At 61.8% G+C, this 22,674-nt stretch carries 20 protein-coding genes and 1 pseudogene; 18 read left to right on the forward strand and 3 right to left on the reverse strand.

Annotated elements, in window-relative coordinates; genetic code table 11:
• On the reverse strand, positions 1-646 hold a 646-nt coding region (locus BJP07_RS08525; RefSeq protein ID WP_177222551.1), incomplete at its 3' end, for a transposase.
• A 1,027-nt stretch (positions 647-1,673) separates the two neighbouring features.
• On the opposite strand from BJP07_RS08525, the gene BJP07_RS08530 reads away from it, so the two are divergent.
• The 4 genes from BJP07_RS08530 (at position 1,674) to BJP07_RS11245 (ending at position 4,135) form a co-directional block, all read left to right on the forward strand.
• The gene (locus BJP07_RS08530; protein WP_071567065.1) at positions 1,674-1,958 is read left to right on the forward strand and encodes a hypothetical protein; all 285 of its coding nucleotides are present in this window, start codon (positions 1,674-1,676) and stop codon (positions 1,956-1,958) included.
• 107 nt (positions 1,959-2,065) lie between these two features.
• Positions 2,066-3,313 carry an inorganic phosphate transporter gene (locus tag BJP07_RS08535; protein WP_071567066.1) on the forward strand — a complete coding sequence of 416 codons (1,248 nt, stop codon included), beginning with the start codon at positions 2,066-2,068 and terminating at the stop codon, positions 3,311-3,313.
• Between the two features lie 9 nt (positions 3,314-3,322).
• Positions 3,323-3,571, forward strand: coding sequence for a hypothetical protein (locus BJP07_RS08540; RefSeq protein ID WP_071567067.1), 249 nt, complete (start codon positions 3,323-3,325; stop codon positions 3,569-3,571).
• A gap of 417 nt (positions 3,572-3,988) precedes the next feature.
• Positions 3,989-4,135: a hypothetical protein gene (locus BJP07_RS11245; RefSeq protein ID WP_177222552.1), complete on the forward strand. Its 147-nt coding sequence runs from the start codon at positions 3,989-3,991 to the stop codon at positions 4,133-4,135.
• Positions 4,136-5,162: 1,027 nt separating this feature from the next.
• Here BJP07_RS11245 and trpB read toward each other — a convergent pair.
• The gene (gene trpB, locus BJP07_RS08545) at positions 5,163-6,506 is read right to left on the reverse strand and encodes a tryptophan synthase subunit beta (protein ID WP_071567068.1); all 1,344 of its coding nucleotides are present in this window, start codon (positions 6,504-6,506) and stop codon (positions 5,163-5,165) included.
• A gap of 98 nt (positions 6,507-6,604) precedes the next feature.
• On the opposite strand from trpB, the gene BJP07_RS08550 reads away from it, so the two are divergent.
• The 5 genes from BJP07_RS08550 (at position 6,605) to BJP07_RS08570 (ending at position 12,548) form a co-directional block, all read left to right on the forward strand.
• The gene (locus tag BJP07_RS08550) at positions 6,605-7,132 is read left to right on the forward strand and encodes a PepSY domain-containing protein (RefSeq protein WP_083584177.1); all 528 of its coding nucleotides are present in this window, start codon (positions 6,605-6,607) and stop codon (positions 7,130-7,132) included.
• 170 nt (positions 7,133-7,302) lie between these two features.
• Positions 7,303-8,655 carry a TRAP transporter large permease subunit gene (locus BJP07_RS08555; protein ID WP_071567070.1) on the forward strand — a complete coding sequence of 451 codons (1,353 nt, stop codon included), beginning with the start codon at positions 7,303-7,305 and terminating at the stop codon, positions 8,653-8,655.
• Between the two features lie 3 nt (positions 8,656-8,658).
• The gene (locus tag BJP07_RS08560) at positions 8,659-8,970 is read left to right on the forward strand and encodes a hypothetical protein (protein WP_071567071.1); all 312 of its coding nucleotides are present in this window, start codon (positions 8,659-8,661) and stop codon (positions 8,968-8,970) included.
• 12 nt (positions 8,971-8,982) lie between these two features.
• Positions 8,983-11,793: an FAD-binding and (Fe-S)-binding domain-containing protein gene (locus BJP07_RS08565; protein ID WP_071567072.1), complete on the forward strand. Its 2,811-nt coding sequence runs from the start codon at positions 8,983-8,985 to the stop codon at positions 11,791-11,793.
• 23 nt (positions 11,794-11,816) lie between these two features.
• Positions 11,817-12,548 carry a nitroreductase family protein gene (locus tag BJP07_RS08570; RefSeq protein WP_071567073.1) on the forward strand — a complete coding sequence of 244 codons (732 nt, stop codon included), beginning with the start codon at positions 11,817-11,819 and terminating at the stop codon, positions 12,546-12,548.
• Positions 12,549-12,944: 396 nt separating this feature from the next.
• Here BJP07_RS08570 and BJP07_RS08580 read toward each other — a convergent pair whose 3' ends face one another.
• On the reverse strand, positions 12,945-13,613 hold the full coding sequence (locus BJP07_RS08580; protein WP_071567075.1) for a hypothetical protein: 669 nt from the start codon (positions 13,611-13,613) through the stop codon (positions 12,945-12,947).
• 251 nt (positions 13,614-13,864) lie between these two features.
• Here BJP07_RS08580 and BJP07_RS08585 point away from each other — a divergent pair, with 251 nt between their 5' ends.
• From BJP07_RS08585 to BJP07_RS08625, 9 genes and pseudogenes are all read left to right on the forward strand, one after another.
• A complete protein-coding gene (locus BJP07_RS08585; protein ID WP_255365961.1) occupies positions 13,865-14,449 on the forward strand; it encodes a hypothetical protein in 585 nt (194 codons plus the stop codon).
• Positions 14,450-14,564: 115 nt separating this feature from the next.
• A complete protein-coding gene (locus BJP07_RS08590) occupies positions 14,565-15,200 on the forward strand; it encodes a hypothetical protein (protein ID WP_071567076.1) in 636 nt (211 codons plus the stop codon).
• A gap of 131 nt (positions 15,201-15,331) precedes the next feature.
• Positions 15,332-15,871: a hypothetical protein gene (locus tag BJP07_RS08595; RefSeq protein WP_071567077.1), complete on the forward strand. Its 540-nt coding sequence runs from the start codon at positions 15,332-15,334 to the stop codon at positions 15,869-15,871.
• 274 nt (positions 15,872-16,145) lie between these two features.
• A complete protein-coding gene (locus BJP07_RS08600; RefSeq protein ID WP_369822348.1) occupies positions 16,146-16,904 on the forward strand; it encodes a sensor histidine kinase in 759 nt (252 codons plus the stop codon).
• Positions 16,894-17,607 carry a response regulator transcription factor gene (locus tag BJP07_RS08605; RefSeq protein ID WP_071567079.1) on the forward strand — a complete coding sequence of 238 codons (714 nt, stop codon included), beginning with the start codon at positions 16,894-16,896 and terminating at the stop codon, positions 17,605-17,607. The genes BJP07_RS08600 and BJP07_RS08605 overlap by 11 nt, the downstream gene beginning before the upstream one ends.
• Positions 17,608-17,709: 102 nt before the next feature.
• The gene (locus BJP07_RS08610) at positions 17,710-19,080 is read left to right on the forward strand and encodes an MFS transporter (protein WP_071567080.1); all 1,371 of its coding nucleotides are present in this window, start codon (positions 17,710-17,712) and stop codon (positions 19,078-19,080) included.
• 31 nt (positions 19,081-19,111) lie between these two features.
• The gene (locus BJP07_RS08615) at positions 19,112-20,122 is read left to right on the forward strand and encodes an extracellular solute-binding protein (RefSeq protein WP_071567081.1); all 1,011 of its coding nucleotides are present in this window, start codon (positions 19,112-19,114) and stop codon (positions 20,120-20,122) included.
• Entirely contained in the window at positions 20,119-21,747 is a 1,629-nt protein-coding gene (locus BJP07_RS08620; RefSeq protein WP_071567082.1) for a transporter, read from the forward strand. The genes BJP07_RS08615 and BJP07_RS08620 overlap by 4 nt, the downstream gene beginning before the upstream one ends.
• A pseudogene (locus tag BJP07_RS08625) lies at positions 21,735-22,547 on the forward strand (ABC transporter ATP-binding protein); the annotation flags it as partial. The gene BJP07_RS08620 and the pseudogene BJP07_RS08625, both read left to right, overlap by 13 nt.
• Positions 22,548-22,674: the final 127 nt, after the last annotated feature.

Consider the following 22,674-nt stretch of genomic DNA (forward strand, 5'->3'; position numbering starts at 1 on the left):
CGGCATCATCGGTATCAGCAACGTTGACGAGCATGTAGCCAAGCTTGCGGATTGCTTTATGTGCTGGGTGGATCGGGTTTTTGCTGATATCGCTCAACGTGTTGCGTTGTACGTGGACAAGACAGCGCTGGATGGCTACGTGGGGCCATTTACTGTGGATGGCTTTCAGAGCTCCTCCTGAGCCGTCAGTGGTGATGATCAGCGGTGGGGCGATCTTGTCGAGGAGTTTGAGGTACTCGGATGAGCTTTCACGCACGCACCAATGCCAGGCGATGACGTGCGTGTCGGTACAGGCGACCAACAGGCATTTTTTGTGGAAATAGGTGCCGTCGATAAAGACCTGGTCGTAGACGCGATAAGGGTCGGTCATGCTGGGCACGGTGATAAACCACAGCAGTTGAAACCACCTGGTTAAGGTTCGTCTGGTCACTTTGTGTCGTGTGGCGACGCGGTCTGCGGATTCTCCGGAGAGTATCCAGTCGATGAAGATTTTGAAGTGGCGTACATCGTTGGTGTGGGCGCGGGGGTTGATTGTGGATGCGTTGCATTTCAGGCAGCGCCAACGTTGTGTGCCTGCGGTTGTGGTTCCGTTTTTTATCAGTGTGTGGCCGCACAGGGGGCAAGACGGCCGGTTTGTGATTGACATAGCAATTGGCCTTACCGCAGAACGGTCGGGCCGTATACCACAGGTGTGGTGTTATTTCGTGTTGATTTCTCGAAACGGGGAAATGGAACTGTTTTGGAAACCATTTCTATCTGTTGGGCCAGTTCATCCCGGGAAACCGGATCGATTTATACACACAAAATGTCCCTTAAGCCATTTTGTGCCGTAAATACGGCGTGTCGCGATAAGGGACATTTTGTGTGTAACTAGCTACGTCCAGCCCACCCTTTTCTCACGCCTAAGCTGGGGTTCCACTGACTATCAATGCCGGTATCGAATTCTTTCGGCCGCCCATTCAGGACAGCGTGCACGCAAGCTCACCTCTCGCCCCAAGCTGTATGCCAGCTTGCTCAAGGACATGCCTAGAAGCCGCGCTTATCGTTAAACGGCATAGGGGCTGTTGTAGGTACACGGAGGGTGGCAATACGCAGCCCTGCCCTCGACGTGGCCGGAATTGTGCACGTCAAGGGCTTTGCTCGTCTCCCCTGACCGTATGCAACCGCCCAACGCGCAGGCGGCTGGTTCTTGTCCCCTAGGGCCCTCAATCTTGCTGGGGTCCCTGCGCTACCCGCAGACTCCATACCACACACCAGGCGTCATTCGGTGTTGATTTCTCAAAACGGGCGAATGGAACTGTTTTGAAAACCATATCGGGTTGTTGGTCGAGGTCATCCCGGGAAACCGGATAGATTTATACACACAAAATGTCCCTTAAGCCAGGCTTGGGGGCCTGGGCCCCACCCTTTTGGCGGGGTTCCGGGGTTCCACTGACTATCAATGCCTGGCGCACCAAAATCCGGGTTTCCTGTTTGCCAAGGTTCTATTCTCCCAGGTCACTGCCGTCTCGGGCGGGATTGTGGTGCACAGCTAACGTCCAGGTAAGAAAACCGACCCGTCACAATCGCGAGGATTGGAGAGGGGCCGGGTTTTGTATCGACCACCGTAGCGCAGGAACGCCATACACTTATAACCTCACACCTTGTAAATGAACGAGATACATGGAGGAACGATGCCAACACCGACTCATAAGCGCGCAAACCCGCTCGGGACTGTTGCGCTGGTTGTTGCTGTGCTCGGCCTCGTATTCGCCGTCGCGAAGACCTTCCTGATCCTCGGGCGGGAGCCGGTGCGGTACGTGCTGCCAGTGATCGGGTTGGTGCTCGGCGTGGCGTCACTGTTCCTAGAGGGGAAGCGGAAGGACTTGGGGATTGCGGCGATTGTGGTCTCGATTGTGGCGGGGACGGTCGTGCCGTTCCTATTTGTGGGGTTCCTATTGGTGGAGTTGCCGTGGTGAAGGGGGCGTCGAAAAGCCGTTTCAATGCACACCCCCACGCAAGCCCCAGCAGGCAAAACGCTGCATGGAGTTTCATTCCGCGCTGGAGAGGGGAATAATTCGACGTTGTGAGTATCACTATCCTTCTGATTCTGATTATCGCCGTGGCACTGTTCTTCGACTTCACGAACGGTTTTCACGACACGGCGAACGCGATGGCCACATCCATCGCGACGGGGGCGCTCAAACCGAAAATGGCGGTGGCGCTCGCGGGCGTCCTTAATTTAATAGGGGCGTTCTTGTCGGTGGCGGTGGCGAAAACGGTGGCGAGTGGCATCGTGAAGTTGGACGGGTTTGACCTGACCGACACCATCGAATCCGAAAAGCTGCTGCTCGTGGTGTTCGCCGGCCTGACCGGCGCCATCATGTGGAACCTGTTCACGTGGCTGTACGGGATTCCGTCGTCCTCGTCGCACGCGCTGTTCGGCGGGCTGATCGGCGCAGCGATCGCGGCAATCGGGTGGGGAGGCGTCGTGTGGGAAGGCGTGCTGGACAAAATCATCCTGCCAGCCGTGTTCGCGCCGTTCGTCGCAGGGCTCATCGCGGCCGTCGCGACGTGGCTCGTGTACCGACTCACCGCCAACGCCGAACACGAACACCGCGACACCTACTTCAAATGGGGACAGATCGGTACCGCGTCGCTTGTCGCACTCGCGCACGGCACGTCCGACGCCCAAAAAACAATGGGGGTCATCTTCCTCGCCATGGTCGCCGCCGGGCAATTCGACACCGACCACACCATGCCCTTCTGGATCCAAGCAGCGTGCGCCCTGGCCATCGCCATCGGCACCTACTCGGGCGGATTCCGCGTCATCCGCACACTGGGCAAAGGGCTCGTCGAAATCCACCCGCCGCAAGGCCTCGCCGCCGAAACATCGTCCGCGGCAATCATCCTCACATCATCCCACCTCGGCATGGCCTTATCGACGACCCACGTCGCCACCGGATCCATCATGGGCTCAGGCCTCACGGGACCGAAAGGTGAAGTGCGCTGGGGAGTCGCCGGCCGGATGGCCCTCGCCTGGATCACCACACTGCCGATCGCCGCGATCATCTCCTACGTGACGTGGTGGGTGGCGAAGTGGGCGTCGACAATTGGGGGCGACCTCGTCTGGGGCGGCATCCTCCTCACCGTCATACTCGCAATCGGCGGCGGCTACATGTTCTACCGCGCGCAACTGCAACCCGTCGACCGCGACAACGTCAACGACGAATGGGACCCAATCGACGGCCCCCAAGGCCCCGAAACCGGACCGACCGGGCCCGCGCACATCGTAGACACCACCCACGGACTCAACCACCACCTGGGCAAATAGGAGACACTAATGCTGCAATCACTACTCATGGTCCTCGGAGTCGGCATGCTACTTGGCGCCGGGCTGCCAGCCCTGTTCTCACTGAGCATCCACTTCCTCTCCCCAACCGAAGACGGCACGGGGGCGAGCGGGGTGCGGCGCTTCGTTGGGTGGGCCTTCCTGGCGATCGTGCTGGTCGCCGTGGTCGCCGCGATCCTTCTGATCGCGCGCGAACGCATCGAATACTTCACCGGGTGGGACCCGTACCCGTTCCTGTAGTTGGGGTTGGCTGGTTCTGTGAAATAGTTCCCCGGGTTCCCGGGGCGGGGAACTATTTTGGTTGGGGGGTTGGCGGGGGCTGGCCGGGCTGCCTTGCCGTTGTTTTCGTTCCGGTCGAGGTATTAAAAGCGTGCGACGCGCTCGGTCGTCGAAAATCGGGTGCGCCGGTTGAAAATGCGCGACCTGCATCGCACGCTTCTAAGCCCACGCTTCGAATGGTTTCGGGGTATTTCTGCCGTTCACCCGTGGAGCATGATTGCGTGAGAATAAGGGGGACAAGCTGTGTAAGCTTTGGAATAGCGCTTTATCGAAGCGCGCCCTTTTCTAGCGGTGCGAGTCTCCACCGCTGGTGCGGTGGATCCAGGCTTGCCCTGGCTAGTTGGGGCCACCTCTCCGTAGGAAAGGGGGTGAGATGAGATGCCTAAACCTGGTGTCGGCGATGAGCCGGAAAAGGGGAAGGCCCGGAAAGCAATCGGCGAGATTACGATCCGGACCTTTGTGGCGTTAGTGGCCAAACTGCTCGCGGATATTGTTCGCGAGTTGACCGGTTGGCCGACTAACTAGTCTCACGAAGCCCTTCACTTTGCTTGGCGGCGGGTGAGGGGCTTCGCCTTTACGGCGACATGGAGACGTTGGGTGGCTTCATGTCACGTCCCACTATATACGAGTTACTGCCCTTCGGTTCAACCCCGAGAAATAAACTTGACCGGGGCTCGCCCCAGAAATACCTGCGGCACGCCAATAGTGGGTGTTGACAAACTAATTGTGTGGCCCTAGAGTTACCTCAAGATGAACAGAAGGTAAACAACCTTCATACGTTGAAAGGAGGGGCCCACATGATGCAGCTCATCAACCAAATCCGCACGTGGTTCCGCGACGAGAACAACGGCGTTGCCACCGGCATCGACGTACTACCGCTCGCAGTCCTTCCACGGGCGTAACTTCAACTGGGTTGTAGCCCGCACTCCTGGCTCTCGGGGCTGGAGTGCGGGCTTTTGCGTTGGGTTGCTGGGCAAGGGTTGCTGCGTTGCGCAGGGGTGCGCGGGTGGCGCGCACCAAATTCCGGCATTTTGGGAAGGCGCCGAGGCGTTTGCCCAGGTCGCGTGGCCTGTGGGAGGGAATTTGGTGTCTGCGCCACTCAGCCTGGCACCAAATTCCTGGATTCGGGAAAGGCGCCGAGGCGTTTGCCCAGGTCGCGTGGTCTGCCGGGAAGGAATTTGGTGCCGCTTCCCTAGCTTCCCAACCGAGTGAATGACAAAAGACGCACCCTCTTTTGGCCTAGCTATTCATACGCGCTGGTCAGTAATGGGCTAGTTTTCGCTACGCTAGCTGCGTGGTTTGTCACTGCGCCAAGGGGGCACCAAGCCGAGCGGCACCAAATTCCTGGATTTGGGAAAGGCGCCGAGGCGTTTGCCCAGGTCGCGGGTTCTGCGGGAGGGAATTTGGTGTCTGCGCCACTCAGCCTGGCACCAAATTCCTAGATTTGGGAAAGGTGCCGAGGCGTTTGCCCAGTTCGCGGGGCCTGCGCGAGGGAATTTGGTGTCCCTCACAGCGCCACTCAGCCGAGCGAGGGCAAGAACCCCCCAAAAAACTAGTGAGCGACGGTGTGGCCGGCCTCGCGCTCGTTGGAGGAGCTCGTCATGGAGGCGAGGACTTCGCTGATGTGGAGGTCGCCGATGGGGGCTTGCTCGGGGTCGTCGAAGAGTTGGTCGCCGAGGATGTTGTAGACGTAGTCGAGGTCTTTGTCGCCGCGGCCGGAGAGGTTGACCAGCAGGTTGAGTTCGTGGCCGTCAGCGTCGGCGACTTCGGCGAGCTTCAGCGCGTAGGCCAGGGCGTGGGAGGACTCGAGGGCGGGGATGATGCCTTCGTAGCGGGAGAGGAGTCGGAAAGCTTGGAGGGCGTCTTCGTCGGTGACGGCGACGTATTGGGCGCGGCCGATCTCGCGGAGGTAGGCGTGCTCGGGGCCGACGCCCGGGTAGTCCAGGCCGGCGGAGACGGAGAAGGACTCGGGGAGGACTTCGCCGTCCTGACCAGTGACGATGTAGGAGCGGGAGCCGTGCAGGATGCCCAGCTTGCCGTGGTTGAGCGGCGCGCCGTGGCGGTCGGTGTCCAGGCCTTCGCCGGCGGGTTCGACGCCGATGAGTTTGACGTCGGCGTTGCCGGGCTCGTCCTTGAGGTATTCGGCAAAGGCGCCGATGGCGTTGGAGCCGCCGCCGACGGCGGCGATGACGGCGTCGGGAAGTCGGCCGGTGTCCTCGAGCATCTGCTGGCGGGATTCACGCGAAATGACGGCCTGGAACTCCTTGACCAGGGTCGGGAAGGGGTGCGGGCCGCAAGCGGAACCGAGAACGTAGTGGGTGGAGTCAATGTTTTCGACCCAGTCCTGCAAGGCGATGTCGATGGCGTTCGACATGGAGCCGCCGGCGTCGTTCGTGACGGGGACGACCGTGGCGCCCATTAGGCGCATACGGCGCACGTTCGGCTGCTGGCGCGCAACGTCCTGCGCACCCATGTAAATCGTGCACTCCATCCCCATCAGCGCCGCAACCATGGCGGTCGCGGTGCCGTGCTGGCCAGCGCCGGTCTCGGCGATGAGGCGGTTCTTCCCCAGCCGCTTCGCGAGCAACGCCTGCGCCAGCACCTGGTTGCCCTTGTGGGCACCGCCGTGCGCCAAGTCCTCACGCTTCAAGAAAATTTTCGACGCCCCAACCCTCGGCAAGTTGGCACATTCGTAGACCGGGGTCGGCCGGCCGAGGAACTTCGCTTGGAGGCGCGAGAGCTCGTCGAGAAACTCTTTGTCCTCGCGGGCCTCGACGAAGGCACGCTCCAGCTGATCGAGCACCGGGTAGAGCGGCTCGGGCACATACTGCCCGCCGAACTCCCCGAAATATGCAGGTAGGAGCGTGTCGCGCTCAATCTTTTCTACATCGGTCATGGTGAATTTCCTCCGCGTCTGTGAACCTTTGTTGTGCGACACTCTACCTCCAAAACGTGTAGTGTGGGGGCTTTCTGAACTCGAACAAAGGAGCAATCATGAAGCGCACACTGACAGTCCTGGCCGCGGCGGCACTGCTCGCTGGCTGCTCGAACAGCGGCACTGAGGCGTCAGCGACAAAGACCGTGACAGAGGCCCCGGAGACCACGGTGGCGACCACGGCGACAACGGAGGCGGCGTCGGAAAGCACGGGTGAGGCCAACAATGACGCCGTTTACGACGCAATCGAGGCCGCACGCCCATTCGGCGACGTGATCTCCATCGACCGTGAGAACAACACCAACGCCTTCGAAGTCAAAGTTGTCAAAGACGACAAGATCGTAGAACTGCAGGTCGACGGCAACCACGTCATGGAAAACGAGTCCGAAACCGACGCGGAAGACGCCGCCAAGGCAGGCCAGGCCACCGTCGCGATCGAGGACGCCATCAAGGACGCCCTGAACCAGCACGACGGCATCCTCGACGCCGCCGAGCTCGACGAAGACAACGGCGCACTCCAATGGGAAGTGGCAATCGACAACCCGGACGGCACTGACCTGGCAACGGTCAACGTCCCGGCAAAGTAAGGATTACCGCTACTGGGGGTCAAACCCGGGCGGGTGCAACAACGCACCCGCCCGGGTTTTTGTGTTGGTGGGGGAGGGGTGGCGTCGATAATTAGTTGGACCTTGTAGCTACAGCAACATACAGGGCGTAATGTGTGCCGCGTCACTAATTGGAGTTGAAGGGAGTGAACATGGGCATCGTTGCGTTGGTAGTGTTCATCGCGATCACGATTGTGTTCAATGTTTTGCTAAAACGCAATATTGCAGAGGCGCTGCTGATCGGCCTGGTGGGTGTGGCGCTCGTCGGCGGAACGAGGGCACCAGAACTGCTATGGCTGGGAATTAAAAAGGCCGTCTCCTCGGAGGTCACTTTCGCCGGTATGGCATTCGTGTTCATGGGGATCATCGTGCAATCCACCGGTCTGATCGACCGCCTGATCACCATCCTGAACTCGATCTTCGGGCGGCTGCGCGGCGGGGCGGGCTACGTGTCCACCCTGGCCTCGGCGATGATGGGGCTCATCGCGGGCTCGACCGCTGGCAACTCCGCCACGGTCGGGTCCGTGACGATTCCGTGGATGAAGCAGACCGGCTTCTCCTCCAACAGGGCAGCGACCCTCGTCGCCGGCAACTCCGGCCTGGGCGTGGCGTTGCCGCCGAACTCCACCATGTTCATCATTCTGGCGATGCCGGCGGCTGCGGCGTCGTCGGCAAGTCAGGTGTACGTGGCGCTGGCCTGCGCCGGTGCGTACGCGGTGCTGTACCGCCTGGCCGTTGTGTTCTTCTGGACCAAGAAAGACCGCATCCCCAAGACTCCCAAGGACCAGATCGTGCCGTTCGGGCAGGCGTGGACGCAGGGGTGGCGCTCGCCGTCGATCTTCCTCGGCATCATCATCCCGGTGCTGCTCACCATCGGCCCGCTGGCCAACTGGTTCAAGAACTCCACCGGCGTCGGTGAGGACGGCATCAAGGCCATCTCCATCATCGTGTGGGTGCCGGTGCTGATCACACTCATCGCCCTCATCGAGGGCGCGGGCCGCATCCGCCGCAACAACGCCCAGTTCAGGGCGCAGATCGTCCGTGACCTACCGAGCTTCGCCACCGTCGGCATCTCGCTGTTCGCAGCGCTCGCAGCCGCGTCCATCATGGAGGAACTCGGTGTGGGCGACCAGCTCTCCAACACGCTTGGGGCAATGGACCTGCCGAAGTGGGTCATGATCCTCGTCGTCGGCGTGCTCGCCGTCGTCGTGGCAACCCCGCTGTCCTCCACCGCGACGGCAGCCGCCATCGGTGCCCCGGCAGTCGCGGCGCTCACGGCGGTTGGCATCGACCCGACGGTGGCGATCGTCGCCACCCTGCTGTGCACCTCGACGGAGGGGGCGTCGCCACCCGTGGGCGCGCCGATCTACCTCTCGGCCGCGATGGCGGAAGCCAACCCGACCAAGATGTTCATCCCGCTCATCATCTACTTCGTCCTGCCGATGATCCTGCTGGCGTGGCTCGTCGGCATGGGCCTGGCCCCCGTCTACGTACCAGGAGCGTAAACCATGAACCCAATCTTCAAGCTCTTCTCCATCCTGTTCTACGTCTTCCTCGCCGCATTCCTCCTCGGCGGGCTCGCACTCGTCGGCATTCAGGCGGTCGGACTCGTCACCGGCAGTGGCGACACCATCACCGGCGCCAAAGCGACGCTCGCGCCGTGGGTCTTCGGCGCAGCTACACTTTGTGCAGTATCCGCATTCGTACTCGGCTACCGCCCTGAAGCGCTCCGAGCACAACGCAAACAACGCCAACGCGACAAAGAAGTGCAGTTCCGCGAGCACCGCGACGATGCTCGGGACGAAAACAGCGCAGAATAATAGAGGACACGCATGAACACCACGCCACACGCAATCCGGGCCAAGCTCCGCAAAGACATGCCAACCCGGGCCGCCTACTCCTCTGACGCATCACTCTTCCGACGCGTCCCAGCGGCAGTACTCGAACCCAGCAGCGCACAAGACGTACTCGACGGCATCGCCTACGCACGCGAACGCGGCTGGTCCATCGTGGGGCGTGGCGGCGGATCCTCCGTGGCAGGCAACGCCATCGGCGACGGCCTCGTCATCGACACCTCCCGCTACTTCAACCGCATCCTCAACATCGACCCCGAGGCCAAAACGGCCACCGTGGAACCCGGCGTCATCTGTGACCAACTCCGCGACGCCGCCGCGCCCCACGGCCTCACCTACGGCCCCGACCCATCCACCCATTCCCGATGCACCATTGGCGGAATGGTGGCCAACAACGCGTGTGGCTCACACTCCGTCGCCTACGGCACCTCCGCCGACAACCTCGTCGACATCACACTCGCCCTCGTCGACGGCAGGGAAGTCACCTTCAACACGGACGGCTGCGACGACCCCCAACTTCACGACGCCCTCTCCGCCCTCTACACCCAAAACCGGGAGCTCATCCAACAGGAACTTGGCCGATTCCCACGCCAAGTCTCCGGGTACGGACTGCACTACCTGGGCAGCGACATGGCCAAAGCCATCGCCGGGTCCGAAGGCACCCTCGGGGTGATTACGCGGATGACCGTGAGGCTCGTCGATAAGCCAAAGCACACCGCACTGGCCGTGCTGTCCTTCGCGGACGTCTTCGCCGCCGCCGACGCCGCCCCCAAACTGCGCCAACCCGGCGTCGCCACCATCGAAGGCATGGGCGGCGACCTCCTCGACGCGCTACGCAGCAAGAACGGGCAAGAACACGCCGGCGAGAACCTCCCCGGCCAACCCCACGCCGGCGGCTGGCTCTACTGCGAGACCGAAGGCAACACCCTCGAGGAAGCCATCGCCGCCGCCGAAGCGCTCACCACCACCGTCGAACACACCGGAGCCGTCGTCGTCAGCGACCACGCCGAAGCCCGCGCACTGTGGCGCATCCGCGAAGCCTCCGCAGGCACCGTCACCCGCCTCCCCGACGGCGGCGAAGCCTGGCCCAACTGGGAAGACTCCGCCGTGCCACCCGAAAACCTGGCCAGCTACCTGCGCGGACTCTACGCCCTCATGGACACCTACGGTTACCGCGGCATCCCATTCGGTCACTTCGGCGAAGGCTGCGTCCACGTCCGCATCAGTTTTGACTTCCACTCAACAGAGGGCATCACCAACTTCAACAACTTCATGAACGACGCCGCCACACTCGTCACCGAACACGGCGGGTCCCTGTCCGGCGAACACGGCGACGGCCGCGCACGCTCATCCCTGCTGCACACCATCTACAGCCCCGAAATGCGCGCCATCTTCGAAGAGTTCAAACTGCTCTTCGACCCGCAGCGCATCATGAACCCCGGCGTCCTCGTCTGGGCCGACGCCGTCACCGACGGCCTCCGCATGGAACCCGCCCAACGCGCCCACGAAATCACACCCGTCCAGCTCTTCCCACGCGACAACGGCAGCTTCACCGACGCCGTCAACCGCTGCGTCGGCGTCTCCGCCTGCCGCTCCATGGACGGCTCCATGTGCCCCTCCTTCCAAATCACCCACGACGAAATCCACTCCACCCGCGGCCGCGCCCGCATCCTCTCCGAACTCTTCCGCGGCGAAACCATCACAGGCGACGACGCCACCACCGCCCTCGACCTGTGCCTTTCCTGCAAAGCGTGCGCCTCCGAGTGCCCGGTCAACGTGGACATGGCCACCTACAAAGCAGAGTTCCTCAACGACCACTACGCCGGCCGCGTCCGCCCACGCGTCCACTACCTCATGGGCTGGCTGCCAATCCTCAGCCACATCGCCCACAAACTCCCGCTCGTACCACGCACCACGAACTGGGCCCTCCACGCCCCCGGCGTATCGACGGCCATCGCGAAACTCGGCGGCGTTGACACCGGACGGCCGCTCATCAGCTTCGCCCCCGAATCACTGCAGAAATGGGCGCGCAAGCGTTCGGGGGCTGCTGGTTCGGGTGCAGCCGGAGAAAAAATAGTGCTGTGGCCCGACAGCTTCAACAACAAGCTCAACACCGGCCCGGCGCGAGCGGCTGTCGAAACGCTGGAGATGCTCGGCTACGAGGTCATCATCCCCGACGGCTTCGTCTGCTGCGGCTTGACCTGGCACTCCACCGGCCAACTCGCGATGACGCGGCGCGTACTCGAGCACTCCGCACACGTGCTCAAGCCGTACCTGGACCAAGGGCTGCAGGTCGTCGCGCTGGAGCCGTCGTGCACCGTCATGCTGCAACACGACGCCACCACCCAAACCGCCGACCCCGCAGTCCGCGAACTCGCCGAAGCCACCCACACCTTCGCCGAAATCGTCGCCCCGAAAATCCAGGACCTCGTCGCTGAGGGCAAGGTTCGCAAGCACAGTGGCAGCATCCTCACCCAGGTCCACTGCCACGAGAAATCACTCGGCGACCCGCAGCAGTCCTCGCTGATCCTGGCGGCGCTCGGCTACGACGAGGAACAAATCCAAACCGGGTGCTGCGGCCTCGCCGGCAACTGGGGCTTCGAAGACGGCCACGCCGAAATGTCCCTCGAACTGGGCGAACGCGAACTGTTCCCGCGCGTCCGGGAACACGACGGACCCGTCGTCGCCGATGGGTTCTCCTGCCGCACCCAAGTCGAACAGGGCACCGGCACCCAGGCGCAGCACGTCGCCGAGATCGTGCGCGATGTGCTTCGGGAGGAGCTCGCGTAGCCGATTTCAAGTAGCGTGTGGGCATGAACCACACCATCGAACACCAGCTACAACACAGGACGATCCGCGAATTTGAGCGGAGGGGCGTCGATAAGGAGGTGCTGGACCAGCTGTTCGAGGTCGCGATGCGCACAGCGAGCTCGCGCGGCCTGCAGCAGGCCAGCATCATCCACGTCACCGACACCGAGAAACAGCGGAAACTCGCCGAAATCGGGCAACAAGAATACGTCGGGCGCGCCCCCGTCTACCTGCTATTCATCGTGGACACCGCGCGCAACGCGGCACTGCTGGAGGAGCCCTCAGCGGCCGGGCACACCCGCCCCTTCGTCGAAGGATTTACCGACGCCTGCCTCATGGCCCAAAACGTCGTCAACGCGGCGGAGTCGCTCGGGATGGGAGCCAACTACCTCGGCAACATCCACAACGACCTCCAAGCCGTCGTTGACCTGCTCGAACTGCCTCGCTTTACCTTCCCGGTTGTTGGGCTGACCCTGGGGTGGCCCGCCCAAGAACCACAGCTCAAACCACGCATCCCGGCGCGACTGCGCGTCATGGAAAACACCTACCAGGCCCCCGCGAGCTGGGAGGAGGCCCTAGCGGAATACGACCAGGAGATGACCACCTACTACGACCTCCGAGACGCCAACCGCAGGTCAGACAACTTCTTCCGCCAAGTCCGCGCAGGCCTGCCCACCCACGCCATGCCGCAGGACCAGTCGTTGGATGTGGCGAGGCGCCAGGGGTTCGAGATCTAGGCACCAAATTCCTTTGCCAGGGGTGGCGACCTGGGGAAACGCCGGGGCGTGTTCTGGAAATGAGGGAATTTGGTGCGCGGGGTGGGGGAGCTCACATCGGTGAGAGCCTCCACCCAGCGGGAATCATTCTTTCGCTTTCGGCGCCCGCGGGAGGCGATGTGGGCGTCGTGAAGCTGTTTCAGTCGATCCTTCGCTGCGATATTCGGGATAGTTTTCCGCGAGAGCTCCTTGTTTTTAGGGCAGGCTAGAAAGGCCAGGTTGCTGAGAAGTTTGTTGGACTGGACGGTCGTGGCGATCTGCACTATCCTTTGTGACAGAGGCGACGCCCTCGCCGGACTATTTCAGTTCCGGGGACAGCGATACGCCTGGACCTCGTTGAGCTGCTGGCCGACGAGGTCATTTATTTAGATCTACGACTCGCGCAATATCTTGCAAAAATCGTTCGAAATAATGGCTCGTTTCATCACGATGCGTTCTTGAGCGCCTATAGACCATTGCGGAAAGATCAGGCAACCACAGTAGATGTTCATCTTTAGGAGACGCGTGGATAAGTTGGGTATGACGGGAGATAACTTTTTCTGAGCGCAGCGTTTTTACAAGTCTTCGATCGGCATCGTTTTCTGTGTTCGTTTGCCGTTTTTCAATAATGACGAGCCGTGTGTCGGGATGGTGTTTCTGTACGGTAGCCAGTAGGACCTGCAGGCAGTCTTTTCGCGCTTCATTAAACGCCGCCTTCACGTCCTCATTTTGCGAAGCTATATCCCTTTTAGATGCAAAAATATGCTGGTCTCTCACCTGCTTACAATATTTGAGCAGCTCCTCGGTTTTCTCCTGGCCTTCGCCAGTTTGTAGGGCTTCTGTAGTGTGCCAATAGTTTCCTTCTACGATTTCATCAATCTCTTCTCGAGTCACCTCTATGTGTGCAGCATTAATTAGGACTCCGCAGACCATATAGAATGAATAATCGAGCTGCTCTTCTGGCCTGTTGAACGTCTCATCAACATAGAGGACATAGTGCCTCGCATTCAGGTTTTTGTAAGCATTAGCGAGGGCAGGATTTTTCATCGACACCCTTATGTACACTACATCTAGTTTCCAAGAAACAGATAGCCCATTTCAATGAGCGGCATGACATCGCACTTCCTGGGCTCGATCGGCCTTTCCGAGGACACAGACGCCAACTTCGAACTACTGAGCACCGTCGACGTGATCAGCCATTCAACGGCGTCATCCCCTGGGCAGTCTACGCTAACCCCAGTGGCGCTACCTGGGGTTACTTCGTCACCCCCGACGGCGCGGGACACGAAATCTACTCCGTGCGCATCGACCACAACTACACCGCACCGGCCGTCGTCACGCGCATCACGGATGCGCTGGCAGAGGTAGAAATCGTCGATAGGGAAGGGGAGACGGTCACTCGGGTGCTGGCCAGCGTCGACGACCGAATGTCCTACCCACCCATTGGAAGCAGCCAGGAAGGCGGGGCCATGCCGATCAAGGAATACGGCATCGGGGCGATTGCGGAATCGGTGGAGACGTGGGCGTCGAAAAGCGAGTGGGAAGCCGAGCAAACCCCAATGGAAGGGCCCGGTGGGCAACCCGTGTACCTTGGGCCCGGATTCATCGCGAGCCCATGGCTATTCGCACTTGCAGATGGCAGCGCCACACCCAACGACGCCAACCCCATCGCGATGTTAAACGGGATATGCGAAGCCGTCGAGCTCGTAACGAACCAGCTCACCGGAACACAGTTCTACCTCACCCGCATCAACTGCGGTTTCCCCATCACCCTCGCCATGCCCGCCGACACAACACCAGCACCAAAGGTCGGCTGCATCATTGGAGGCGAAGCCTTCCTTGTCGGTAGCGCGGGAGCCTGGCGGGCGCAGTCGAGTGCATGATAAAGCATAAAGCTTGCTTAATTTAGGCTATACTTTACCTACTTTATTCACAGCTCACTCTGTGTTGAGCTTAATCATGTGCACCGCCAGGTTCCCCAACAGCAAAGGACACCACATGAAGCGAATCATTGCTTCCGCAACCGCAGTAGCCCTGTTAGCTACGACCGCAACTCCGGCACACGCCGCGAACGTTGAGTACCGGAACGACACCTGCTCGTTCACCCTGTTCGACGACGAGCTTCCAAGCCTCAAAGCAAGCACCATCGCACCCAAGAAGGCACTTTCGGAGGCCGGGTTGCGCGAGGCATTCACGCTGGTAACGCCGCAAGAAGCATCGGAAAAGCTGGTGCTCCTTGAACAAGAAGTCACCGCACTCACCAAGCAACGCTCAGAACTTCTCGACGCCACCACCAACGGCACAGCCGACGAACAGCAACTTAAACAGCTCAACTCCCAACTCAAGTTTCTCCGGGCTTTCGAGCCTGCCTTGGAAGCCTGCTCGCAGCACAAGAGCTACACGGAAAGAGCGACCTCAACACCAAACCCGCGTCCACAGCAGAGCGGACCGAAGCAGACCGGATCAATCGGCGATACTGACGAAAGTAGCGTTAAAGATATGAGCCCAGCAGAGATACGCGAATGGCTCAGTATCGCCGGCCCACTCGCCGGGATCTTCCTCGCGCTTGCGCTCGGCGCGGCCGCGCTCGTGACGGTGGTCTTCCCCGCATTGACGCCGAAGCTGCCGTTCTAGCATCACCCTTTCGGGGGATCTTTCAAATAATTATTGAAAACGCTTCTCTGACTATTGCGCGTTGGGTATAATTGCTCTCCAGGCACTTCGCCCAACAAACCCTAATTGTTACCCCCGAGAAGAGGTCCAACATGAAGAAGATCATCACCGCAGCAGTTGCCTCGGCAGTCATCGCCGGCGGCCTGGCAGCCCCAGCACAGGCAGCTGACCCACAGGAGACCAAGTGCAAGATCACCTACCCAGCCGCTAAGGAAGGCGAAAAGGCTGTCGAGAAGGAGTTCACCAAGGCTGAGGCTGACGCGCAGCTGAAGAAGGACATCGAAGCTTCGGCCCAGCTAGTCAAGGAGCGCGCCGAAATCGAAGCACAGCTCAAAGAAAAGAAGATCAAGCAGGAAGAGGCTGACGCGAAGTTCAAGGAGATCGACGCAAAGCTCGCCAACCTGAACGCAACCGCCCCAGCACTCCGCGCCTGCGCAGCCGGCAAGAATCTCTCCCCATCCAGCTCCAAGATCGAGTCCACGCTCAGCTCCATTGACGGCAAGCTGAACAACTACGGCATCGGTGCTGTAGCGGGTGGCTCCGTTCTCGCGCTGCTCGCCCTGATCGCAGTGGCCCTGCCACAGGTTGCACCAATGCTGCCACCAGCAGTGCGCGACGCGCTTCCTTTCTAAGAAGCATCTCACCAAAGGGTGGGCGCCCCATGTGGGGCGCCCATTTTTCTATGCGCGGGGGTTGGTGTCTTGTCGCTGGCGCGGTGGGGGCGCTGGGGGCGCGCGCACCACATTCCTGGATTCTGGGGAGGCGCCAGCGCGTTTCCCCAGGTCGGCACGAGCGCGGGTGGGAATTTGGTGCGCGGGGGCGCGGAGTGCGCGGGGGCGCGGAGTGCGCGAGAGAGGCCCGAAGACCCTTCAGGTGTGAGGGCAGAACGGCGCTAAGATGTCAAGGATGAAACCAATGATAGGGAGTGTGATTGGGGCGGTGGTGGGGCGTCGAAAAGGGAGGAGGCGCCAGGCGATCACTGACGAGCAGGTGTTGGCGCACGAGATTCGCACGCCGCTGTCGCTGATTCAGGGGGCGGCGGAACTCCTGGCAGACGAGGAAGATGAGGGGAGGAGGCGTCAATTGGTGGGGGCGATTCAGACGAACTCGGCGAGGGCGATTCAGATTGCGGAGTCGCTGCTGCTGCAGGCGAAACTCCATAACGGCACCTATAGCTTGCAGAAGCAGGCAGTTGATGTGCGTGCGCTGCTGCGGGAGACGGCGCAGGAGATGCGGGCGATGAGCCAAGTGCCGATCGTTGTGGATGACCCGGGCGACCCCCTGACCGTTGAGGCGGACCCGCAGCTACTACGGCATGCGCTGTGGAACGTGCTGAATAATGCCGCGCGCTACGCGGGTGGTGACCACGATATTGTGGTGCACTCGGAGGCCAGCGCGACCAAGGTCATTATTACTGTGGCGGACTTCGGGCCAGGCATGTCGACGAAGCAACGTAAGCAGCTGTTCGTGCCGTTTTCGCAGTTCAACACCGGTGGTGACAATCAGCGGGTGCCGACGGGCGCCGGGCTCGGCATGGTGATCATGGCCGATATTGTGGGGCGGCACGATGGGGAAGTGTTGGTGGATTCGAGTGCGGACCACGGGACGTCGGTGCTCATTACGCTGCCGAAGGGCACGATGGCAGGGGGCGAGGATGACAAGTAGGCACGTGCTAGTCATCGATGATGAGCCGCAAATGGTGCAGATCGTCGGCTACGCGATGGAGATGGAGGGGTGGCGGACGTCGAGTGCTGCGACGGCTCGGGAGGGGTGGCAGATCCTCAACGAGCAGCACTGTGACCTGGTGATTCTCGACGTGATGTTGCCGGACATGTCCGGCACCGCCCTGTGCCAGCGCATCCGGGCTGCGGGCGTGTTCGCCGACACGCCCGTGATTATGCTGACCGCGCTCGGCGAAACCGAGAAGCGCGTCGCCGGGCTGGAGGCAGGGGCGGACGACTACCTGGCGAAGCCGTTTTCCCCACGCGAGTTGGTGCTGCGCGCCCGGGCACTCCTGCGGCGCAGTGGCGCGGCGCAAGAGAGCACGGCGACACCGATTGTGGTGGGCGGGGTGTCGGTGCACCCGCTGAGTCACGCGGTGGAGGTGCACGGGAAAGCCGTCGATATGACGGAGACGGAGAGCAAACTTCTGCAGGCGCTGCTTGCGCGGCCCGGGGAAGTGGTGGGGGTGCGCCAACTGCTCAACGAGGTGTGGGAAACCAGCGCGACGCAGGGCGGTAGGAACATGGTGAAGTCCACAATGTACCGGCTTCGGAAGAAGCTTGAGGACGCCGGCATGCCCCCGGACGCCATCGCGTCCATTCGGGGCAAAGGCTACGTCTGGGCGACGGCAGAGCCCCCACGGTAACAGGACTGTTACCAACTGTTACCGGCAGCAAAAGCGCTGTTACCAGGCAGGACGCACAATCAGAAATGGAAATACTGAGAGTGCACAAAAGGAGTGCCTGCCATGTTCGAATGGTTACAAGCACCGGGGCCTGCCAAGCGGCTGCCGGAGCATGAGGTGGACAAGCTGTACCCGCGGATGCGTCTGCAAGTATTCATGGGTATCTTCCTTGGCTACGCAGGTTTTTACCTGATCCGAAACAATATTTCGGCGATCGCCCCCTTGCTGATTGATGAAAGTGGCGCGATCGATAAGCCGGCGATCGGCATTATCGGCAACGCGGTGCTGGTCAGCTACGGGTTGTCGAAGTTCTTCAGCGCCATGATTTCGGACAAGTCCAACGCGCGCTACTTCCTGCCCCTCGGGTTGGCGCTGTCCGCCTTGATGAACCTGGTGGTCGCGTTCGTGCCGTGGGTGTCCGCGAGCGTCGGCGTGTTCGCCACCGTCATGTTCCTGAACGGCTGGTTCCAGGGCATGGGCTACCCGCCGTGTGGGCGTATCGTCGTGCAGTGGTTCTCGACGAGCGAGCGCGGCTGGAAAGGCTCACTGTGGAACACCTCGCACAACCTGGGTGCGTTCGGCCTGCCTGTGCTGGTTGGTATCGGCCTGAGCATCACGGGCCAGAACTGGCGCGCAGCCTACTGGTTGCCCGCACTCGTCGCGCTTGTGGTGGCGCTCATCGCGTTCCTGCTGATCCGCGACAACCCGCCATCAGTCGGCCTACCGCCAATCGACGAATACCGCGACGACCCAGCAAAGGTCGCCGAGGACACCGGCGAGAAACTCTCCACGAAAGACCTGGTGTTCAAACACATCCTGCACAGCCGTATCATCATGCTGCTCGCGTTCGCGAACGTGTTTGTCTACGCGCTGCGCTACGGTGTGCTCCACTGGATCACCACCTACCTTTCTGAGCAGCACCACATGAGCATCGGCAGCGGCCTGGTCGGTTTCGCCGCGTTCGAGCTGGCCGGGTTCATCGGCACCATCCTGTGCGGCTGGCTTTCGGACAAAGTCTTCCACGGCAACCGCTCCGCATCCATCTCCCTGTTCACCCTGGGCGCAGGCCTGTCCATCGCGGCGTACTGGCTCTCCCCGGTGGGCACCCCGTTCTGGCTGATGGTGCTGTACGTCGCCCTGATCGGTGGATTCATCTACGGCCCGGTCGGCCTGATCGGCCTGCAGGCCCTCGACCTCTCCCCACGCAACGTGGCAGGCACCGCCGCAGGCTTCACCGGCCTGTTCGGCTACCTGCTCGGCGCGACCCTGGCGTCCACCGGTGTGGGCTTCCTGGTGAAGTACGCCGGCTGGGACGTCACCTTCATCGTGTTCCTCGTGTTCACCGTCCTGATCCTGCTCATCTTCCAGGTCATCTGGCGCGAAGAGAAGAAACTCATGCAGCAGCGTGAAGCGGAGATGCAGGCTCACGCCTAAACACGCCTAAACTCCCCTAAACTACAGCACTGTGTTTGCAAAGTGGCTCCGCCTGCCAGCGATCATCGTGGTGGCCATCCTCTCGGCCACCACGATGTACCGCACCCTCATCCCGCAGAACACTGACCTGACCATCATGTGTTCCAACGACGCCACCGTCTGCGAACAGTGGAAACTCGACATCCGGCGCGAGCTCGGTCTGGATGTTCGCTACGTCAGCCTCCCCACCCAGGAGGCGCTGAAACGTTTACAAACCGGGTCACGCGAATTCGACCTCTGGGTCGGGGGCCCCAGCGAAAACTACCGATTCGCGGCCCGCCTCGGACTACTCGACGCCACCAACCCACCCGCAGCCGCCACCATCCCCGCCGAATTCCAGGACCCCCACGGGTACTGGTTCGGGGTGTACGCCTCCATCCTCAGCCTGTGCAGCGACCCCGACGCCTTCCGAAACCTAGGCACCGACTTGCCCGCCACCTGGCGTGACCTGCTCCGCCCCGAACTCAACGGGTGGGTTTCCGCGCCATCGCCGCTGACGTCCGGCACCGGGTACGCCATACTGCTCAGCATGCAATCCGCAGGGCTCGAACCCGCAGAGATCCAACACATCATGCGCAACATCGACCGCTTCACCCGGTCCGGCAACGCCCCCAGTGACGTTGTCGCGCACGGCGAAGCGGCCGTCGCTATCTCATACGAACCCTACTGCCAAAACAAAACCACCCGCGACGGCGCGCCCCTAACCATCACCTACCCCGCCGAAGGGACATCCTTCGAAATCGCCTCCGGAGGGATCATCGCCCAGGGCAGCAACAAGGCCACCGCACGGATCGTGATGAACTGGCTGCTCTCACCGAGCGGGCAGACCTCCGCCCGGCGCGTCGGCCTACCACAAATCCCCACCAACAGCGCCGTCGCAGGCAACATCACCGACGTGCTCGCCGCCACCGACGGCATCACCGCCATCCGCCCCGACCTCGCCGACGCAGAACGCGAACGGTGGATGACCTGGTTCGCCAACACAACAGGGGAGCAGCCATGAAAGCACTCCTCGGAGCCACCGCCACCATCACCACCATCTTCGTGATCGTGCTCGGCCTGCCGTACGGCGCGCTCATCCAAGCGGCGCTCGCCGACACCAGCGCGCTCCACAGCCTACCCCTCACGCCGCTTGTGACCGGCAGCGCTATCGCGCTTATCGCCACCCTGGCAACCACGGCACTGGGCACCATCGGTGCCCTCGCAGCCACGCGGTGTGGGCGAGTGGGCGTCGTCACGCTCGACATGATGCTGCTGTTCCAGCTCACCATCCCACACCCCGTCATCGGCGCAGGGTGGAAAGTCATCCTCGGGCGCACCGGCGCCCTCCCATGGCCCCTCAACGACGACTTCACCGGACTCACCGCCCTCACATTCACCTTCATCACCTCCTTCCTGCCGCTCGCATACTTCGCGCAACGCACCGCACTCGCCCCCATCGACGCCCGCGAAGTCAACGCCGCACGTCTCGGCGGCGCTCACGGCTGGAGCCTCTTCCGCCTCATCTACCTACCCCGCCTTGCCCTCTTCACCCCCGCCATCTGCGTCTTCACCTTCAGCGCCATCCTCTCCGACCCCATCACCCCAAACATCATCGCCCCACGCACACCCACCGCCGCCACCACCATCTGGTTCAGCTCACACTCCTACGGCAACCAAAGCGAAGAAGCCTGGCTCGCACTCCTCCTCACCCTGCCAATCCTCGCCGTATTCGGCCTCGCCGCGGCGTACTACGTGCGCCTCCTGCGGCGCATGCCCGGCCTCATCCAACTCATCCGCGCCACCCACCCCACCACACCAAGCCGCGAACACGCCGTCGGCGCCACCACGCGCACCCCGCAATGGATCCTCGCGTGCGGCATCGCGTTCAGCGCCACCTTCCTCACCCTCGCCACCCACCGCGGCATCACAGAAGGCGGCCAACCCCCAATCGGCGACGCCGTCATGAACACCGTCGGCCTCAGCTTCATCGTCCTCATCTGCTCACTCGCCCTCAGCGCCACAGCACTCGCCGCCCGCGCCACCAGCGGCACCCACCTCGGCTGGATCGGCCGCCGACTTATCGACGCCACCTTCGCCCTCATCGCCACCGCCCCCGGAGCAACCATCGGATGCGGACTCCGCATCATCGCCACCCAACCCGCCCTGGATAACCCAGCCAACCCGGCAGCATCCTTCGCCGCCGTCGTCCTCGCCTGCCTCCCCAGCTCCCTCGCCATCACCTACTTCCTCCTCGTCTACATCGGCCCCCTCATGTCCCAAGGCGAATACCTCACCGCGCTCCTCCAAGGCGTCGGCCCCATCCGCGCCACCACCAGCATCGTCCTACCACGCTCCGCACACCTCCTCATCCTCGGCTTCCTCGCCGTCTTCTCCAACACCACCGTCCTCGCCGTCCCACTCCTCTGGGTCAGCACACCCGACACACCACTGCTCATCCTCCGACTCTTCATGCTTCTCGACGCCGCCAACCACCCCGCAGCCCTCTCCATCAGCATCACCGTCTCCCTCTTCATCGTCGGCATCGCAGCCATCGTCGGCGTCGGCGTCGGCGGGGTCGGCGGGCTCGGGAACCGAAGGGGCGTCGACACGCACTGGCGAAAGGACCACCAACCATGGCAGCAATAACCATCCGCAACCTCCTCAACACCATCAACCTCGACGCCGACCCCTGCGAACTCATCGTCATCCTCGGACGCTCCGGAGCAGGAAAAACCACAATGCTCAAAGCCCTCGCCGGACTCACCAACGCCCCCGGACACATCACCATCGACGGCCAACCCATCCACCACCTCCCACCCCACAAACGCCCCATCACCATGATGATGGACCACCCCGCCCTCTTCCCACACCTCACCATCACCGACAACATCCGATTCACCGGCGCCAACCACGACGCCATCAACGTCGCCATGCTCAGCCTCGGCATCGACGACCTCGCACACCGCTACCCCCACCAACTCTCCACAGGCCAACAACAAAAAGTCGCCCTCGCACGCGCCCTCGTCCAACAACCCACCCTCATGCTCTTCGACGAACCCCTCGCCCACGTCGACACATACTCATCCAAACAACTCAAACAACAAATCCTCCGCACCCACCAACGACTCGGCAGCACCACCCTCTACGTCACCCACGACATCGACGAAGCCTTCTCCATCGCCGACCGCATCATCTACCTCACCAACAGCCACATCACCCAAGACGCCGCGCCCCAAGACCTTCGCGAACAACCCGCCACCGTCGAAATCGCCCGCCACCTCGGCGCCACCATCTTCATCCCCACCACCGGCACCATCACCCACACCCAATACGGCACAGCAACCGCCCACATCAGCCTCCTCGGCCAACACCACACCATCCCAGCCGAACCCACCCTCACCACCAACGACACCCTCGTCGCCATCGGCTACCCCACCAGCGCAACCGTGGGGTTGCCCGCAAATCGTGGACACGTAGTGGGGCTACCTAGTGTTTAGGCAGCTATTTCTTTTCTACTGGTGGTTAGACCAATGTGGTTTTCGAAGTCGACGGGGCTGACCATTCCTAGTGCAG

Source organism: Corynebacterium sp. NML130628, from assembly GCF_001875665.1.
In the GTDB taxonomy this organism is placed as follows: Bacteria; Actinomycetota; Actinomycetes; order Mycobacteriales; family Mycobacteriaceae; genus Corynebacterium.

What these genes read in the sequence shown, in the direction of transcription:
- BJP07_RS08605 (WP_071567079.1), top strand. Translation starts at nt 16,894, where the DNA reads ATGACAAGTAGGCACGTGCTAGTCATCGATGATGAGCCGCAAATGGTG.
- BJP07_RS08590 (WP_071567076.1), top strand. Translation starts at nt 14,565, where the DNA reads ATGAAGCGAATCATTGCTTCCGCAACCGCAGTAGCCCTGTTAGCTACG.
- BJP07_RS08555 (WP_071567070.1), top strand. Translation starts at nt 7,303, where the DNA reads ATGGGCATCGTTGCGTTGGTAGTGTTCATCGCGATCACGATTGTGTTC.
- BJP07_RS11245 (WP_177222552.1), top strand. Translation starts at nt 3,989, where the DNA reads ATGCCTAAACCTGGTGTCGGCGATGAGCCGGAAAAGGGGAAGGCCCGG.
- BJP07_RS08570 (WP_071567073.1), top strand. Translation starts at nt 11,817, where the DNA reads ATGAACCACACCATCGAACACCAGCTACAACACAGGACGATCCGCGAA.
- BJP07_RS08530 (WP_071567065.1), top strand. Translation starts at nt 1,674, where the DNA reads ATGCCAACACCGACTCATAAGCGCGCAAACCCGCTCGGGACTGTTGCG.
- BJP07_RS08600 (WP_369822348.1), top strand. Translation starts at nt 16,146, where the DNA reads ATGAAACCAATGATAGGGAGTGTGATTGGGGCGGTGGTGGGGCGTCGA.
- BJP07_RS08610 (WP_071567080.1), top strand. Translation starts at nt 17,710, where the DNA reads ATGTTCGAATGGTTACAAGCACCGGGGCCTGCCAAGCGGCTGCCGGAG.
- BJP07_RS08540 (WP_071567067.1), top strand. Translation starts at nt 3,323, where the DNA reads ATGCTGCAATCACTACTCATGGTCCTCGGAGTCGGCATGCTACTTGGC.
- BJP07_RS08560 (WP_071567071.1), top strand. Translation starts at nt 8,659, where the DNA reads ATGAACCCAATCTTCAAGCTCTTCTCCATCCTGTTCTACGTCTTCCTC.
- trpB (WP_071567068.1), bottom strand. Translation starts at nt 6,506, where the DNA reads ATGACCGATGTAGAAAAGATTGAGCGCGACACGCTCCTACCTGCATAT.
- BJP07_RS08580 (WP_071567075.1), bottom strand. Translation starts at nt 13,613, where the DNA reads ATGAAAAATCCTGCCCTCGCTAATGCTTACAAAAACCTGAATGCGAGG.
- BJP07_RS08595 (WP_071567077.1), top strand. Translation starts at nt 15,332, where the DNA reads ATGAAGAAGATCATCACCGCAGCAGTTGCCTCGGCAGTCATCGCCGGC.
- BJP07_RS08565 (WP_071567072.1), top strand. Translation starts at nt 8,983, where the DNA reads ATGAACACCACGCCACACGCAATCCGGGCCAAGCTCCGCAAAGACATG.
- BJP07_RS08620 (WP_071567082.1), top strand. Translation starts at nt 20,119, where the DNA reads ATGAAAGCACTCCTCGGAGCCACCGCCACCATCACCACCATCTTCGTG.
- BJP07_RS08550 (WP_083584177.1), top strand. Translation starts at nt 6,605, where the DNA reads ATGAAGCGCACACTGACAGTCCTGGCCGCGGCGGCACTGCTCGCTGGC.